Source organism: Flagellimonas pacifica (genome assembly GCF_900215465.1).
Lineage (GTDB): Bacteria > Bacteroidota > Bacteroidia > Flavobacteriales > Flavobacteriaceae > Flagellimonas > Flagellimonas pacifica.
Genome location: NZ_OBEH01000004.1, coordinates 197,158 through 213,806, shown reverse-complemented (window position 1 = coordinate 213,806; position 16,649 = coordinate 197,158). Strand labels below are relative to the sequence as shown.

Sequence of the window (16,649 nt, the reverse complement as noted above, 5' to 3'; positions counted from 1 at the left end):
ATCTATTGCTTTGCGTTTTATTTTATAGAGAAAAACAGAAAACCATGGCAATAAAAAAACAGTACCTAAAAAGCAAACCGGTTTGTAAAGTTACATTCACGGTTCCTGCAGAAGAAGCAAAAAAAGTAGCAGTAGTTGGAGATTTCAACAATTGGAACCCCAAAGGGAGCACTTTAAGAAAATTAAAGAACGGAACCTTCAAGGGAACATTTGAACTTCCAAAAGAAAACACCTATGAGTTTAGATATTTAGTTGATGATACTTACATCAACGATGCGGAAGCTGATCGTTTTCAATGGAACGATTATGCTGGAACGGAGAACGCTGTTCTTGAGCTATAATTGCTAAAAATGACATAAAATGTCACTTCGAGCGCAGTCGAGAAGTCTTAACGAATTAAAGAGGTCTCGACTCCGCTCGACCTGACAAATGTTATAAGGGGGCTAAGCTTCAATGGTGACTCCTTTCCAAAAAGCTACCCTTCCCTTAAAACCTTTGGCCAGCTCACTGGTTTCCGGATAATACCAGGCGGCATCTGCATTTTCTTTTCCGTCTACTTCCAATGAGTAATAGGAGGCTACTCCTTTCCATGGGCAAGTGGTATGGGTATCACTAGGTTTAAAATATTCTTTTTTAATACTATCCGCAGGAAAATAATGGTTGTTTTCTATAACCAACGTATCATCACTTTCGGCTATCACAGTGTTGTTCCAAATTGCCTTCATATGCTACTTTTTAAAAACATAGTTTTTATACTGTTGTTTAGAATCTGAAAATTGTGTCACGATTTTTAATCCCGCCTTTTCGGCCAGCCATTCCACAATTTCGTCATCATACTTCTGGGAAATTTCGGTATGAATGGTTTCCCATGCTTTAAGACGTATTTTTAGTTCCAAACTTTCAATCCTTATATTTTGGACTTCTTTGGAGACCAAATAACTCTTTGCGGTGCCGGTTTCTGGATCATAGACTTCCCAGTGTAAAAACTTGTCTAAATCAAAGTTTGCCCCCATTTCCTTATTGATACGGGCCAGTATGTTCTTGTTGAAGGCCTCCGTTATTCCCGTTTTGTCATTATAGGCATCCAAAACAGTCTGCGGATTCTTTTTTTGGTCCAATCCCATAAAAATGAGATCGCCAGCATTTACGGAATCCCTCATGTTTTTTAAAAACTCCACGGCCTGGGGGTGCAACAAATTACCCATGTTGGAACCTAAGAATAAGATAACCTTCCTTTTGCCATTTACTTTGTCAATATCCCGTAAGGTATCAAAATAAGTGCCTTGTAACGTATTGACCTTAACATCAGGAATTTCTTCTTTGATGGATTCTTCTAACTTGTCCAAAGCATTCTGACTAATATCAATGGGCCTGTAATCAAAACTGATTTGGTTTTCCACAAAATAGCGTAGTAGAATTTTCGTCTTTTTTCCGTCCCCTGCACCTAGCTCAAATAGGCTGAATTCGGTATTGTTTCCACCAAAGAGCTCGGCAATTTCTGCCTTGTTTTTATCAAGAATATTAAATTCAAGATCGGTCAGGTAGTATTCGGGCATGGCCATGATGTCCTGAAATAATTTGTCACCTACTTCATCATAAAAATATTTAGAGGACAAATGCTTGGGAAATGCGGTCAAACCTTCGTACACCTCTTGCTCAAAAGTAGAGGTAAAAGTTGGCGTGTTTTTATTTTGCATAAGGGATGTGTCGTAATTATTTGGCCAACCTTAAACCAGTAAACTGCCATCTAAGTTGTGGGTGGAAAAAATTTCTGTAAGTATGTCTGGTGTGTTTCACCGGAGTTGCCACAGAGCCTCCCCGCAATACTTTTTGATTGACCATAAACTTTCCATTGTATTCGCCTAAAGCACCATCAGCTTTTTGATAATTAGGGTAAGGGAGATAGGCACTTTCCGTCCATTCCCAGCGTTTGCCCCAAGGAAAGAAAGCTTGGGCAACTTCCCATTCAAATTCTGTAGGTAATCGATACCCTTTCCATTGAGCATAGGCAAAAGCCTCAAAATAAGAGACATGGGTTAAAGGTTCCTCTTTTTTTACTTTTTGAAGGCCTCTAGATGTATAATGGTGCCATTCCCCATCAATGTTGTGCCAATAGAGCGGTGAAGTAACATGATTTTGGTTTACCCAATCCCATCCTTCAGCATGCCAAATATCAAAACGTTGGTAACCACCTGTTTTGATAAACTCAATGTATTCACCATTAGTGACCAATTTGTTTGAAATTTCATAAGTGTGAAGAAATACTTTGTGCCTCCCCAACTCATTGTCATAGCAAAAATCGTTGGTTTTATGCCCAATCTCATAGATTCCTTCTTCAATCGTTATCCAGTCTTGAGAGTGGGATTCTGCGGGATGATCCTCAAAGGAATCAGAATAAACAGGGAGCAAAGGGTTGTTCCCTAAAATATATTTAATGTCTGTCAACAGCAGCTCCTGATGTTGTTTTTCGTGGTGGATTCCAATTTCCAAAAGCGAATTAAGTTCCTCACCTTGTGTATTATTAAAGAACTGTTTAATGTTGTCTGTTACATATTTTCGATAGGCATATACTTTTTTAACCGAGGGTCGGGATAAATTTCCTCTATCCGAACGAACCACCCTTTTACCTACAGTTTCATAATAACTATTAAAGACAAAAGAGAAATCTTCATCAAAAAGAACATAATTTTTAGCATGTGGTTTTAGAATGAATTCTTCAAAAAACCAAGTGGTATGCCCCAAATGCCACTTTGGAGGACTCACATCAACTATAGGTTGAACCACGTAGTCCTCAATTTCCAAGGGAATACATATATCTTCAGAATGCTTTCGGGTTTCAAGGAAAAAATCCAAAAGGGAATCGGTAAGAATCATAAATGGGTTTTATCTCTTTAAAGATAATGAATAATGCCTTAGTTTATGGCATGTACAGGTAGGCTGAAACTGAAAGAAGTTCCTTCGTTGGGTTTGCTAAAAACCTTGATGCTACTGTCGTGAATCTCCATGATTTTCTTTACAATGGCCAGCCCCAAACCTGCGCCTTCTTTTTGTTCTCCCACTTTGGTTTGTCGGTAACGTTCAAAAATAAGTGCCTGATTATCTTTTTTGATTCCAGGACCTGAATCTTTGATGGTAACCTCCACATGGTCATCTTCCGTTTCAATCTTAACGGTGACTTTCCCACCCTCCGGGGTGAACTTCAGGGCATTGTCCATTAAGTTTTGAATGGCCCGCTCCACCAAAGAAATATCTGCAAATACCAATGGAATGCCATCTTCCATAGATAGTTTTAATTCAATATTCTTTTGTTTGGCCAACAGAGAATAGTTTTGGTGAATGTCGTTGGCCAATTCACTGATCAGAAAAGGTTCTTTTTCGGGTTGAATCTGGTTGGCCTCCAATTTCGAATATTCAAAAAGTTGTGCAACCAATTTTGAAAGCCTTTCACTGCTCCGAATTACCGTTTTTAGGTATTCTGATCGTTCCTCAGCAGAAAGCTCTTCGTTTTTCATATGTAATGTTTCAATATATCCTTGAATGACAGACAGCGGTGTTCGCAGGTCATGGGAAATATTGGCAATGAGTTCTTGTCGGAGTTGCTCAACTGATTTTATCTTTTCTATATCGGACAAAATAGTATCTGCCATGCTATTATATGTGCTGGCTACGTTGGCCAAATCGGTTTTTTCTGCATTTTCAATGCGATATTCCAAATCTCCTTGCTGAAAGCGTTTTGCAGCATAGATGATTTTCCGTAGGCTACGGGTAAGGTACCAAATGGCAAGGATGCCCAAAAGTGTGGCAAAAACCAAGGTCAGTACAGAACCACCAAGCCCCAAACGGATAAAATAACTATTGAACAAATCGCTACGTGTGGCGATGAAGTCCTCTCCAGCTAGAACAATGTATACATAACCTTCATGTCCATCCTTGTTAAAATGGGCGGCAGAAAAAATTGTTTGTTTGGATAAATCTTTAGGATCATCCCCTAAGGTATAACTACTGCCATTTTCAGTAATAAATCTTTTAATAGGTTGAAGATTCACCCTTTTTTGTTTGGTCTCTGGCGCATCGTGGTCAAGAACTACAGAATATTGTACATATCCTTCATTATCTAATAAATACACCTCAATGGCCCGGTTAACTGCCATCATATCATGCATGATATCACCAAAAAGAGCTTTGTTTGCCGTGCCGGTAGAATCAAAAGGATGTGTGTTTTTAAATTTCTCATCAATGAGGTCCTGTGCAAGATTGGCATGCAACCGCTGTGTAGTCTCATAAAAATACTTGTTGGACAGATAAATGGAAGTAATAGTGTACCCAATACCTGCCAATAGCAAAATGGCCAAGAAGGACAGGGTTAGCTTTAGAACAAATCTTGCGGAAAGTATATTGTTTTTCATTGATAGTAATTTGGTCAGACTCCTATAAGCTCTTCATTGAATTTGTAGCCTACGCCCCAGGTAGTCAAAATAAATTTTGGATTGCTCATATCCGGTTCAATTTTGGAACGCAAGCGGTTAATGTGTGAGTTTACGGTATGTTCATACCCTTTAAAATCATATCCCCATATCATATTTAGCAATTTGGTACGGTCATAACTTTTCCCAGGGTTGGAAGAAAGGAGTACCAACAGCTCAAACTCTTTTGGGGAAAGCTCTATTTTTCTCCCATCCAATAACACTTTGCGCATATCAATATCAATGGAAAGGATATCAAACTCCATAAGCTTTGGATTTTTCTCTGAAGTAGATTCCACAATATCCATTTTTTGTCTTCTAAAAATGGCTTTTACCCGGGCTATAAATTCCCTAACACTAAAAGGTTTGGTCAAATAATCATCGGCCCCAACTTCAAGACCCAATACCTTGTCTATTTCCTCAGAACGGGCGGTGAGCATCATTATTGGAGATTTAATATCCTGAGCCCTTATTTTTTGGCAAATTTCAATACCGTCCATTTCTGGCAACATTACATCCAATATAATAAGGTCTGGATTTTCGTTGATGGCCTTTCGCAGTCCAATATCACCTCTTATGGCCGTCAGTACTTGACAACCTAAATCTTTAAGGTGTATTTCCAAAAGGCGGATGATTTCAATATCGTCCTCAACAATCAACACTTTCTTCATGGTTTAGCGAATTAAAAAGTAAAGTATCACGGAAAGTTCACCGTTTTCTATAATTTTTTGATGATTTAATGCTTAAAAAGTCAGTTTTTATGCCAATTCTTTACAAAAAGATGTCTTTTTTATTTTAAATACCTGAAAATCAACAAGTAATGTTTTTTGATTTTTATGTGATACTTCTGCAACAACTTCCCTTTTCATTTGTAGCACAATTTAAAAAACAAGAAAATGAACAACTTAAAATCGTTATTGATGCTATTGTGCATCGGAGTAATATTCACCTCATGTGATGGGGACACGGATGATGCACCTTTAGCATTGGAGGCCGGTACACTCTCTGGAGGCCCCTTTGCCTTTACTGTTGATGGAACCCCTGATATGGTAAGTGGAATCACTTTGGACAATTCCAATGTGAATGGAACAAACAAAACTTATGTAATCACGGATGATTCCGGGAAAATTTTAGGACTTCCCCCAACGCTTGAAGCAGTTGAGGGTGTAAATTTTGACCAAGCTGGTGCAGGAATTTGCCTTATCTGGCATGCCGTTTATGAAGATGGTCTTACCGGATTGGAAGTGGATATGAATACAAGTGACCTTTCTGGAGAGTATGATCTTTCCAATTCAATTACGGTTACCCGTAATGGACTGAATGCAGGAACACTTTCGGGTGGACCTTTCTATTTTACTGTAGATGGAGCTCCAGATATGGTAAGCGGAATCACTTTGGATGATGCTGACCTAAATGGAACCAATCAAACTTATGTGATCACGGATGATGAAAGCAATATTTTAGGATTGCCTCCAACCTTGGAAGCGGTAGAAGGAGTAAACTTTGATGGCGCTGGCGCTGGAGTTTGCTTTATTTGGCATTTGACTTATGAAGATGGTTTGGAAGGACTGGAAGCCAACAAGAATGTAGCCGATTTTAGCGGAAAATATGCACTTTCCAACTCTATTAAGGTAACACGTAGTGCACTTAATGCAGGTGTACTTGCAGGAGGGCCTTTTACTTTTACTGTTGATGGCGAAGCCGATATGGTCAGCGGAATTACATTAGATGACACTGATTTAAATGGAACTAAGCAAACTTATGTAATCACTGATGATAAAAACAACATATTGGGTATACCACCATCCCTTGAAGCCGTAGAGGGAGTAAACTTTGATGAAGCCGGTGCTGGAGTCTGTCTTATTTGGCATTTGACCTATGAAGAGGATTTGGAAGGACTGGAAAAAGGCAAAAACGTAGCTGATTTCACAGGAAATTACGCTCTTTCCAATTCTATAACTGTTACTCGTAACGAACCTGTAACCACCAAGTTCAAGGTGACCATTGAAAATGTGTTTGAACACAAAGATTATTTTGCCAATGGCACTACCGGATTAATTAAACCGGGAGAATCGGAATCTATCACATTTAATGCTGGAGTAGGCCACTATTTGAGCTTTGCAACCATGTTTGTACAAAGCAACGATTTGTTCTTTGCTCCTGATGAAAACGGAATTGCTTTATATGATGCCAGCGGATATGCGGTAACAGGAAATATTACCGATAAAATTGAATTATGGGATGCTGGTACCGAGGTAAACGAAGAACCTGGTGTTGGTCCAAACCAAGCACCAAGACAAGCTGGACCAAATACTGGAACGGATGAAAACGGTACTGTGGAGTTGATTGAAAACATTAGTGATGGTTATACCTATCCTGCAGTTTCAGAAACCATTAAGGTTAAACTAGAACATGATGGTGGAACTCAATTTACACTGACCATCTATAACATTTCCAATACTTGTTCCATTCCAACGCCATTTGCTCCAGGTGCCTGGGTAATCAACAGTGCTGCTCAAACACCGTTGTTTGTTGAGGGCGAAGCTGCTTCTGAAGGGTTGGAAGGTATTGCAGAAGATGGTGATGTAAGTACTTCTGATATGGAGCTAACTGCTGCTAGTGGATTGGTATCCCCATTTGCTCCGGGTGCATATGAAATAAACGGACAAGTATTCACAACAGGTGAAGTTTCTTCATCAGCTTTTGAGGCTCTTGCGGAGGATGGTAACCCTTCAGGTTATACCAATGTGTTCAACACACCAGTTGGCGCTGGCGGACCAGGTCCTATTTTCCCGGGAGGATCGTACAGTTTTGAATTTACTGGCTCGGTAGGGGATGTAATCTCTTTGGCCACTATGCTTGTGCAATCCAACGATTGGGTAATTGGTGCCAATAATATTGCGCTGTTTGATGGAGATACTGCCCTTTCAGGAGATATTACTTCCATGTTCAGTATTTATGATTCTGGAACCGAAGTGGACGAATATCCCGGAGCGGGTGCTAACCAAGCACCAAGACAGGCAGGTCCAAATACGGGAACGGATGAAAATGGATATGTGAAACTGGAATCTGACATACCGGCTAACGTACCTGCCATTGCTGATATGATTAAAATTACAATTACAGCAAACTAGCTCTAGTGAAAAAGAAAATTAGGTTTTGAATACTGGTTTGCAACAAGAGCACCCAAGCGAAAGCTTGGGTGTTTTTTATCATCTAATTGTGATACGTATTGAAAATGGAATTTCAACAGAGAAAAACTATAGTTTTTTCAGCTCCACACGTCTATTTTTTGCCCTACCTTGTTCTGTTTTATTATCGCCAATGAATCTAGTCTCACCAAAACCTTTAAACTGAAGTTGATTTTTCGAGACTTGATGTTTTGTAATCAACACTTGAAAAACCGCTTTGGCCCTTCGGTCCGATAGTTTCATGTTGTACATATCATCACCTTGTGCATCAGTATGCCCTTCAATCATAATTTTGATAGAAGTGTCGGAATTGAGCATTTTGGCAATTTCTGCAATCAAAGGATGGGATTCAGGCTTGATTACACTTTTGTCCGTGTCAAAATAAATACCATATAAGGTCACTTTACCTTCATCCAGCAAGGTTTTTTTTAACGAAGCATCATCTAATGATGAGGTTACTTTAAATACAGTTGGGGACAATAACTGAGGGCCAGTTTCATCATAATACAAACGAAGCTCATAATTTCCCTTGGTAGAAGGCGCTCTGAACTGTAATGTACCTCCAGTTTTATTGGGTCTTAAATAGCGATAGTCCAAATAGTGACTATAATCTTTGGATTTGGCATCAGTATTAAACACGCCGATCCAAGCATTGTTGGTTAAATCTTGGTGTCCGGTATATTCTACAATAATTTCTTCTTCAGGACCATAAGCATCCTTATCAGTTTTGAAGGCCAAACCGGGCAAATCTAAATTGCCCACATGAAAAGGAATATAATGAATCAAAGCTCCGGGATCGGCACTGTAGAAACGGAGTTGGTAATCACCAGGTTCAATAGGTGCGGTCAGAGTCGCTTTTTTTTCGTTTTTGCCGCCTACATATACATAAGTTAGGTATCCCGAATAGTCCTTCAAGTTTGAACCCGATTTGTAAATACCCAACCAAGCTTTTTTATCACGAGTAAAAGTTGTGCTCACACTTGCCATGAAATCATGGGAAGGTTTGATTTCCTCTGAAAGTATTTTTAGGGTATACTGGTTCGGTTGGATTTTCACCACTTGAAAAGAGGTTGAGGTCATAAACTCACCAGGGTCTGCAGCAAAGAGCCTTAACTCGTATAAGCCAGGGGCAATTGGGGCTCTTAAGACAATGTTGTTTATATCATGGTTACGCAAATACTCGTAGGATTCATAACCTGAAGCACTTTTGCCGTTTGAACCAGGTTTAAAGATGCCTACCCATGCTTTTTCGCCAAATGTCTTATCAGTACTGATCTTGATGTTAAAATTATGTCCGGGATTAATATCTTCTGTGAGTACCTTGATGGAGGTATCGGCTACCATTTTTTCTGAAGAAAGTAAAGTGCCAATAAACAGTAAAATAATAGGAGTAAGATTTTTTGTCATTTTGTATGTATAGTTTAGGACCTAGAACCGTTTATGAGTTGAATAATGAAAGACTTTGTTACGGGTTTTCATGCTCCATTATTCAGTAAATACTTCCGAAACATCATGTATAAATTTTAAGGTACCTTTTTCCAGGGTTTGGTTCAAAGTGTCCAAATCATTAAAATTGGGATTTTCTACCAAAATATGTTCAATTATGGATTCTTTTGGAGTGGAGGAGAGGGGATATCTGTTCCAATTATTACTTTGGAACAATTCCCAATGGTTTTTTTGAACCTGTTTGTTCTGGCCCACCAGCCAAATCTCAAATCGAAGTTTTTCATGATTGAACATCAACCCTATTTTTAGTTTTTGGCTTTTCAAGGACTTTGGGGTAATGGGAAAATAGCTCATATCCATATACCCCTGATAAAAACTACCAACGATAAATTCACCAGAATATTGATTTATAAAATGGTTCCTTAAACCCATCAAATAAGCCATAAGCGCTTTATACGCTTTGGGAACATGGCCTAAGGTCACCTGTTCTTTGTACTGGGGAAAATGTTGATTAAGAGATTCTTTCATTTATTTGATTGTTGAGTTTTTAGGGTTGGAATCCAACACCGAACTTTTTTTTGATACATTAGGTAATCTTCGCCAAAACGATTGATCATATTTTTTTCCTCAATAGGTTTTACAACAAGGTGCCAAATCAATCCGCCGATCAAAGCGTAAACTAAAATATGAATTGAGTTAAAATACAAGCTTACCGCAATTCCTTGACCCATTCCTGCAATGGCCATGGGATTTCTTACGTATTTGTATGGCCCGTTGATGACCAATTTTTTGGTCTGATCTATAGGAAGTGGTGTACCCTCTCCTTTTTTTACAAACGTATAGGCACTAAAAAGACCTAAAAAACTTGAAAAAAGAAATAAAATAATACTGGGAATTGCATTTGTATTGTTGAAAACAATATCTATTTCGAAAGCTTGCATGATCACCCAAGGAAAGAATACAAGAGTTATTATCCATACACAAACAATTTGGACAAACGTTTTTAACGCGTTTACCCATATTTTACTGGATTTTGATTCTTTGAATGTATAATCGTAATAGACCAAGAATAGATTGTAGCCCAAACCAAGCAACATGATCGTTGTTGCCAAATAACCTCCTCCTGAAAGTATGGATGCATTGAGGCAATAAAAACTCCCGTAAGCAAAACCTCCAAGAATAATGAGCTCCAAATCCCTTATGGGACGATATGCCCTTACAATTGATAGCACTGTGATAATTATAATATCAGGAGCAAAAAAGGAATTGAATGCCAGGCTACTGATCTCGGGAAATTGGAACGCTGCAAATAAATTGGGACTTATGGACAATCCCAACCACCAAAGCAGTATTATGGTAGCTTGTACTAAGTATGCGGTTCCTTTCAAATGAAGTAATTACAGTTTGTAATTCTTAAAGATGCAAATATTATTGAAAAAAAGGACAATCAAAATTTGAAATACAATAGGAATTTATCGGGGTAATAATTTGTTATGCCCCTTAAAACTTTCATGTCAACCGGAAACTTCTTTTACATAAAAAAAAGCCTCCTGAGAAGCATCGGTCATTAATGTCCGTTGATTTTCGTCCGAAACCAATGTACCGCCAAGGGCGACAATTCTATCTCGTATAGAGGCCAAATTTTCCACACCAAAAGTGCAGGCCCAATATTCGTATTTGCCTTTAAAATCATTATGGATTTCCAACAGGTCGGCAATATGTTCGCCCTCATGGTTTTGGATTTTGTAGTTGCCCTGCCCTTGGGCTTCAAAACTCCAATTAAAAATGCCTTCATAAAATGGAATTACTTTGGATGCTTCGGAAACATGCAGTTCGTTCCAGATCAAAGTGCTTGGTTCTTCTTGGGTTCTGGTATAGGTAAGTTGATTTCCTTCATAAATGGTAAACCCGGCTCCCTGCGGATCCCGAATAAGTGCAACCTTACCGAAAACACTTTCGTCCACCACTTCGACTATGCCACCTAGCTTTCGAGCCTTTTCCACGGTTTGTTGTGCATTGTTCACTTGAACGTAGGACATCCAGAAGTGGGGCATCCGCATTTGCTTGAACTTTTCTGGGGTTTCGTAAAGTCCACAGATTTCCTTATCTCCTTTAAAGGCAGTAAAATAACCATCAGACTCGTAATACTTCCATCCAAAAACGGCTTCGTAAAATGCCATGGTCTGTTTGGGTTTGTAGGTAGAAAGGTCCGCAAATATAAAGTTATTAGGTTTCATACTTTTGAATTTAACTATGGTTTAGGCATCCAATCTGGAGGTTTGACAAACGCCAACAGTTTATTGGAAAACCCTTTGATCTGTCTCAATTTTTTCACAAACCGGGTAATGCCATGAAAAAAGACCACAATAGGGTTCACACTATTGATAGGTTGGGAAATTCCGTAGACCACTTTTTCTTTTTCAGGTTCAAAGGTGCCCAGCATTCGGTCCCAAATAATCAAGATTCCGGCATAGTTCTTATCCCAATATTGTCGGTTAGAGCCATGGTGCACACGATGGTGCGATGGCGTATTGAAAATAAACTCAACGGGTTTGGTGAGCTTACCAATAATTTCGGTATGTAACAAGGTCTGAAAGACCTGTACAAAAACTTCGGACAGCAACACCAAGATGGGGTCAAAGCCAAGCATCACGATCGGAAGTGAAAACACAATGGGCATAATGGCATCCAAAGGCCCAAATCGATAGGCGACCGACATGTTAAAATGTGGCGAACTGTGGTGAACGGTGTGCGTGGCCCAACCAATCCCAATACGGTGCATGGTACGGTGTTCCCAATAATAAGCAAAATCGGCCAACAGCACACAACAGATTAGAGTCGCCCAGTTGAGTTCCAAATGCGGCAGACTGATGTTATTGTAGACCCAATAATACACCTTAGTAATGGCCAAGATGCCCAAAATGATCTCGATCAAAAAGAAAGCACCAAAGGTGACCACGTTGGCAATGCTATCCAGCACCAAATCCTTGTCCAATCTTTTTAAATAGGCGTAGCGTATCAGTTCCAGCGCAAAGAAGGGCACAATAATGTAGAACAGGCTCAGGTCGTTGAAGATGTAGAACCAATATTGTACATCCAACCAATCCAGTTTTTTAGCTAAAAATTCAATCATGGCTATTGTCTTTTCCAGGTTTCAACATCGGTATAACCGTAGTAGTCGTAGCTCAGTGTAAAGGTATTTTCGTCCACTAGGGCTATTTTACAGTCTATTTTGTATTTCTCACCTTCAAATGCTACACTGTAAATGCCTTTTCCCTTGGAGGCATTAAACGAAGTTATGGTCAGGATTTTGGTGCCTTCGGCCTTTTCGGTATAGCCATTTTCATCTTCATATTGATAGGTATAGGCATTGAACACCGTTCCTTCTTTTTTAATGGCGTAGACGATGGCGCCTTTATATTCGTCCGTGTTGTAGACCACCTTCCATTTGTCGATAATGTAATCGGTCTCTTTGCCAGATTGGGTGTTGGAATCCAAATTTTCAGCAGGTTTGGTAGCTTCGGGATGTTGTATGGTCTCCTGATCCGTTTCTGTTACCGAAGTGGGGAAGTCGCCACCTGCACTCACGCCGAAAGAGAACAAATGGGCCAGTCCTGTCAGGAAGATAATAATGCCCAAACTCCTAAAAACTAAGGTCGAATTTTTCATATCTCATTTGTTTAGGTCAAAAGTAAGGGGGCTTTTTGATGGTTCTTTTGACATAGATCAAAAAATCACTTTTGGGCACGGATACGGCTCAAGGTTTCTTGGGTAACGCCCAAAAAGGAGGCTATCAATCCTAATTTTACGCGAAGCTCCAACTGTGGTAAACTATGTTTGAGCAATTGGTACTTTTCCTTTGCGGAAAGAAAGGACCAACCCTTGGAAAATTCGTCCAAAAAGGCCAGCATCTCTTCGGCCAGTAAACGGGCAAAGTTGCCAAAGGCCGGAAAGTCGGCAATAAGTTTTTGGTAGTCGGAATAGCTGATACGGTACAGCGCACAATCCTCCAAGCATTCTATTTCTTCAAAACTGGGCTTTTGGGCATAGAAACTGTACCAAGCGGTAACAAATTGGTTTTCGGTATAGAACCACGAAGTGATTTGTTTACCGTTATGGAAGTAGTAATTGTGGAGGACTCCTTTTTCGATAAAATAGAGATGGCCGGCCCGATTGTTCTCCAGCAGTATTTTATCGCCCTTTTGGGTTTCCACCAGCTTAAAACAGGATTGTAGCGTCTCTTTGAGCGGAACGCTTACATAGGCACGGGTAGAAATGGTCTGTAACAGGTTTTGCATGTTGATCAACCGAATGGTAAAGGGTTAAAGGTAGGAAAGTTGAATTTACAAAGTCATAATTTGTTATGACCCTTATCATCTAGAAGGGATTTATCTTTGAATTTGAATGGTGAAAGGTTGAAAAGTGAATTGAAAAAGGAAAATATGTTGGACAAAAAGCAACTTGAAAGTTTAGCGGAACTTATTAAAGAAGGTTATGGCACCCCAGACAAAATGGCCAATGTTCTGGATTTGGGGGTGGAAATGTTGTTTTACGTTGAGGAGGGTGCCTTTGCCCAAAGGGAAATACAACATGTGGTCACTGCAATTAGAGATATTATTGGTGTTTTGAAGGGTTAAGGGTATCTTTTTAGACGCCTGTTAAAACTGAATATCCATGGTTGTTAAGACTGAAAATTATTTTTCACTGATCCAGGTGGGTTTAAATTTTGAAGTATGTTCTTTACCAATTATATTTCTATATAAATCTGGTCTTCGAGCATTCATGTATCGGAACCCGCCAGCAAGTGGAATTTTACTCTTGATGATTTTGGCTATTGAGATTTCGTCTTCAAATGATTTTATTTCTGTGAGAACCTCTCCAAAAGGATCCAAAATCATTGAATTTCCATTTTTCAAATGTTCGCCATCATATCCAATCGGGTTGGTAAAGGCGTAATACACACCGTTATCATATGCCCTTGCAGGTAACCAACGCATCAACCATCCTCTTCCTTTGGGACCGTCGAACTCTAATCTCAGTGAAACTGGATCTATTTCTCTATTTTGCCAAAATTTGTTATCCACATAATCTCTTCCTGGCATTGCTGATGGGGTACAACCGGTCACATGAGGTGCAAAAATCAATTCCGCTCCCAATAGGGTTGTTGCTCTTACATTTTCTATGACATTGTTGTCATAACAAATTAATATTCCACATTTCCAGCCTTTTATATCAAATACTTCATACTTATTTCCAGCTGACATGTACTTATTGATAAAGGGGTGCAATTTTCTAAATTTAGCGACTACCTTTCCTTGATTCACGCAAACATAAGTGTTGTATACCTCGTTATTTTCTTTTTCTACCAAACCAGCTAAAATGGCTATATCGGTTTCCTCTGAAATTTTAATGAGTTTTTGCACGCTTTCCCCAGCAGGAATTAATTCAGCTAAATCGACAATTTGATCATAATTTAAATCTTTTGTGAAAGTGTAAGCTGTAATCGACATCTCATGAAAACTAATGACATCCGCTCCTCTACTTTTTGCTTTTCTTGTTAGATTCTCAATTACTTTTAGGTTGTACGCCTTGTCTCCATCCTTGGGTTGAAATTGGGCGACTGCAATATTTAACTCATCCATGATACAAGTGATAAAAGGTAAAACTATCGATTCTTAAGGGATAAAAATTGTACAAAACCGACAAGGATATGCTATACCTCAAAGAGATTGACGGCAAGACGTGATGTCTTCAGATATTCTGTGGGAGCAATGCCGACTATTTTTTGGAATTCCCTTATTAAATGGGCTTGGTCATAGTAACCTGCATCAAGACTTAATTTTGTCAATGAAGAAAAATCACCTTCATTTCTTAATTGCCTTAAAAAGGAATGCAATCTAATATTGCCAATGAATTTCTTTGGCGAGATACCTATTTGCTCAAAAAACAACCTCTGTATCTTTCTCTCTGTGATTCCGGTTTTAGCACAAAGCTCATTTACAGACAACCTGCCTTTTTCATTATTAATAATACCAACTGCATTTTCAAGGCTAGGAGTCATACTATGTTGCCGACCCTTTGCTTTTTCTGTAAAATAAGAATCCAAATAATTAATCATTATGCTCGAATCAGAGCATAATTGGAGACGTTCCTTGAGCTTCAGGATTTCATTTCCAAAAATTAAACGGGAATCTTCAAAACTATTGATGTACTTACTTCCTGGAATACTAGTTAATTCATAAAAACCGGATGGTTGGAATAATACAATTAAAACAGAAACAGTTCCTTTGATTTGAAATTCTTGACTTTTCGATAACTGGCCTAAAACAAATGTTTCGGGCAATTTTGTCCTTGAATTTAGTAAAGTTAGTTCGCCATTTTTTAAAATGAAAACCAAGCCTTGGTGACCGTTTGAGAAATGTCTATATTTTCTCTGGTCATTAGATGGGACGTTGAACAAAAGATAGTGTTTGATATATTTTGAAAGACTTGCAGAAGGTGCATATTGCATAAGATAACGAATCGTTACATTGAAATTATCTAATCAAGTGTTAGTCTGCTTTTCCATATTAGAGGAATTAGAAACTTCAAATACCAAGCTTTGTTTTACACCGCCACAACCCCTTTAATATGTGGGTGGGGGTCATAGTTCAATAATTCAAAATCGTCAAAGGTAAAATCAAAAATGTTCTTAACTGTTGGGTTCAGCCTCATAGTGGGTAAAGGGCGTGGGTCACGGCTTAGTTGTAGCTCTACCTGCTCCATATGGTTGTTGTAAATATGGGCATCACCAAAGGTGTGTATAAAATCGCCGGGCTGGTAGCCGCATACTTGGGCCATCATTAGGGTAAACAGGGCGTAGGAGGCAATGTTAAAGGGCACGCCCAAAAAAATATCTGCACTACGTTGGTAGAGCTGGCAGGAGAGTTTGCCATCGGCCACATAAAACTGGAAAAATGCATGGCAGGGGGGTAGGGCCGCTTTTCCGTTGGCTACATTCTCACCAAAAGACACAGAAGTGTCCGGCAACACGCTGGGGTTCCAGGCAGAGACCAACATCCTTCGGCTATTGGGATTGCTTTTTAGGGTTTCGATTACTTCTTTTATCTGGTCTATTTCCTCACTGTTCCAATTGCGCCATTGGTGTCCGTACACCGGGCCTAAATCTCCGTTTTCATCCGCCCATTCGTTCCAAATACGGACGCCGTTCTCCTGCAGGTAACCCACATTGGTATCACCTTTTAAAAACCATAACAGCTCATGCACAATGGATTTTAAATGCAATTTTTTGGTGGTCACCATTGGGAATCCTTCGGATAGATCAAACCGCATCTGGTAGCCAAAAACGCTCATTGTTCCTGTTCCGGTACGGTCGCCCTTTTGGTTTCCGTGTTCCAATACGTGTTTTAGTAAGTCGTGGTATTGTTTCATAACAGGGTTAAAGATAATGGGTATAGGGTAAAAGGTAAAAGGTGAAGGGTTGTGATTTATTAGATTTTATTAACGATTGTTTTTTTTGGGGAGGGGTAGAAGGGGCGAAAGTAAAGGG

At 39.3% G+C, this 16,649-nt stretch carries 18 protein-coding genes; 3 read left to right on the top strand and 15 right to left on the bottom strand.

Features of this window, described 5'->3' with window-relative positions:
• The first annotated feature begins 44 nt into the window (after nucleotides 1–44).
• Nucleotides 45–341, top strand: a complete 297-nt coding sequence (locus CRO15_RS13585) for an isoamylase early set domain-containing protein (protein WP_097046391.1) — start codon at nucleotides 45–47, stop codon at nucleotides 339–341.
• Between the two features lie 102 nt (nucleotides 342–443).
• On the opposite strand, the gene CRO15_RS13580 is transcribed toward CRO15_RS13585, so the two are convergent.
• Genes CRO15_RS13580 through CRO15_RS13560 form a run of 5 tightly spaced genes read right to left on the bottom strand, consistent with a single transcriptional unit; the run spans nucleotide 444 to nucleotide 5,134 of the window.
• Nucleotides 444–725, bottom strand: coding sequence for a DUF427 domain-containing protein (locus CRO15_RS13580; protein WP_097046390.1), 282 nt, complete (start codon nucleotides 723–725; stop codon nucleotides 444–446).
• A gap of 3 nt (nucleotides 726–728) precedes the next feature.
• Nucleotides 729–1,697: an L-histidine N(alpha)-methyltransferase gene (locus CRO15_RS13575; protein WP_097046389.1), complete on the bottom strand. Its 969-nt coding sequence runs from the start codon at nucleotides 1,695–1,697 to the stop codon at nucleotides 729–731.
• Nucleotides 1,698–1,713: 16 nt separating this feature from the next.
• The gene (gene egtB, locus CRO15_RS13570; RefSeq protein ID WP_097046388.1) at nucleotides 1,714–2,874 is read right to left on the bottom strand and encodes an ergothioneine biosynthesis protein EgtB; all 1,161 of its coding nucleotides are present in this window, start codon (nucleotides 2,872–2,874) and stop codon (nucleotides 1,714–1,716) included.
• A 38-nt stretch (nucleotides 2,875–2,912) separates the two neighbouring features.
• Nucleotides 2,913–4,406, bottom strand: coding sequence for a sensor histidine kinase (locus CRO15_RS13565; protein WP_097046387.1), 1,494 nt, complete (start codon nucleotides 4,404–4,406; stop codon nucleotides 2,913–2,915).
• Between the two features lie 14 nt (nucleotides 4,407–4,420).
• Nucleotides 4,421–5,134 (bottom strand): response regulator transcription factor, encoded by a 714-nt coding sequence (locus tag CRO15_RS13560; RefSeq protein ID WP_097046386.1) that lies wholly within the window; start codon nucleotides 5,132–5,134, stop codon nucleotides 4,421–4,423.
• A 225-nt stretch (nucleotides 5,135–5,359) separates the two neighbouring features.
• On the opposite strand from CRO15_RS13560, the gene CRO15_RS13555 reads away from it, so the two are divergent.
• Nucleotides 5,360–7,597 carry a spondin domain-containing protein gene (locus CRO15_RS13555; protein ID WP_097046385.1) on the top strand — a complete coding sequence of 746 codons (2,238 nt, stop codon included), beginning with the start codon at nucleotides 5,360–5,362 and terminating at the stop codon, nucleotides 7,595–7,597.
• Between the two features lie 126 nt (nucleotides 7,598–7,723).
• On the opposite strand, the gene CRO15_RS13550 is transcribed toward CRO15_RS13555, so the two are convergent.
• The 7 genes from CRO15_RS13550 to CRO15_RS13520 all read right to left on the bottom strand — a co-directional run bounded on the left by CRO15_RS13550 (nucleotide 7,724) and on the right by CRO15_RS13520 (nucleotide 13,398).
• Entirely contained in the window at nucleotides 7,724–9,061 is a 1,338-nt protein-coding gene (locus CRO15_RS13550; RefSeq protein ID WP_097046384.1) for an OmpA family protein, read from the bottom strand.
• A 78-nt stretch (nucleotides 9,062–9,139) separates the two neighbouring features.
• Complete coding sequence (locus CRO15_RS13545) at nucleotides 9,140–9,628, bottom strand: DUF7000 family protein (RefSeq protein ID WP_097046383.1); 489 nt, start codon at nucleotides 9,626–9,628, stop codon at nucleotides 9,140–9,142.
• Nucleotides 9,625–10,488 carry a methyltransferase family protein gene (locus CRO15_RS13540; protein ID WP_097046382.1) on the bottom strand — a complete coding sequence of 288 codons (864 nt, stop codon included), beginning with the start codon at nucleotides 10,486–10,488 and terminating at the stop codon, nucleotides 9,625–9,627. Before CRO15_RS13540 ends, CRO15_RS13545 begins: the two co-directional genes overlap by 4 nt.
• Before the next feature lie 126 nt (nucleotides 10,489–10,614).
• Nucleotides 10,615–11,337: a VOC family protein gene (locus CRO15_RS13535; protein ID WP_097046381.1), complete on the bottom strand. Its 723-nt coding sequence runs from the start codon at nucleotides 11,335–11,337 to the stop codon at nucleotides 10,615–10,617.
• 14 nt (nucleotides 11,338–11,351) lie between these two features.
• Nucleotides 11,352–12,233 (bottom strand): sterol desaturase family protein, encoded by an 882-nt coding sequence (locus CRO15_RS13530; protein ID WP_097046380.1) that lies wholly within the window; start codon nucleotides 12,231–12,233, stop codon nucleotides 11,352–11,354.
• 2 nt (nucleotides 12,234–12,235) lie between these two features.
• On the bottom strand, nucleotides 12,236–12,769 hold the full coding sequence (locus CRO15_RS13525) for a hypothetical protein (RefSeq protein ID WP_097046379.1): 534 nt from the start codon (nucleotides 12,767–12,769) through the stop codon (nucleotides 12,236–12,238).
• Between the two features lie 65 nt (nucleotides 12,770–12,834).
• Nucleotides 12,835–13,398, bottom strand: a complete 564-nt coding sequence (locus CRO15_RS13520; protein ID WP_097046378.1) for a Crp/Fnr family transcriptional regulator — start codon at nucleotides 13,396–13,398, stop codon at nucleotides 12,835–12,837.
• Between the two features lie 144 nt (nucleotides 13,399–13,542).
• On the opposite strand from CRO15_RS13520, the gene CRO15_RS13515 reads away from it, so the two are divergent.
• Nucleotides 13,543–13,737, top strand: coding sequence for a hypothetical protein (locus tag CRO15_RS13515; protein WP_097046634.1), 195 nt, complete (start codon nucleotides 13,543–13,545; stop codon nucleotides 13,735–13,737).
• A gap of 57 nt (nucleotides 13,738–13,794) precedes the next feature.
• Here the strand turns inward: CRO15_RS13515 and CRO15_RS13510 are convergent, their stop codons facing one another.
• From CRO15_RS13510 to CRO15_RS13500, 3 genes are all read right to left on the bottom strand, one after another.
• Nucleotides 13,795–14,742 (bottom strand): nitrilase family protein, encoded by a 948-nt coding sequence (locus tag CRO15_RS13510; protein WP_097046377.1) that lies wholly within the window; start codon nucleotides 14,740–14,742, stop codon nucleotides 13,795–13,797.
• A gap of 71 nt (nucleotides 14,743–14,813) precedes the next feature.
• A complete protein-coding gene (locus tag CRO15_RS13505; protein WP_097046376.1) occupies nucleotides 14,814–15,611 on the bottom strand; it encodes a helix-turn-helix domain-containing protein in 798 nt (265 codons plus the stop codon).
• Nucleotides 15,612–15,706: 95 nt separating this feature from the next.
• Nucleotides 15,707–16,531 carry a thymidylate synthase gene (locus CRO15_RS13500; RefSeq protein ID WP_097046375.1) on the bottom strand — a complete coding sequence of 275 codons (825 nt, stop codon included), beginning with the start codon at nucleotides 16,529–16,531 and terminating at the stop codon, nucleotides 15,707–15,709.
• Nucleotides 16,532–16,649: the final 118 nt, after the last annotated feature.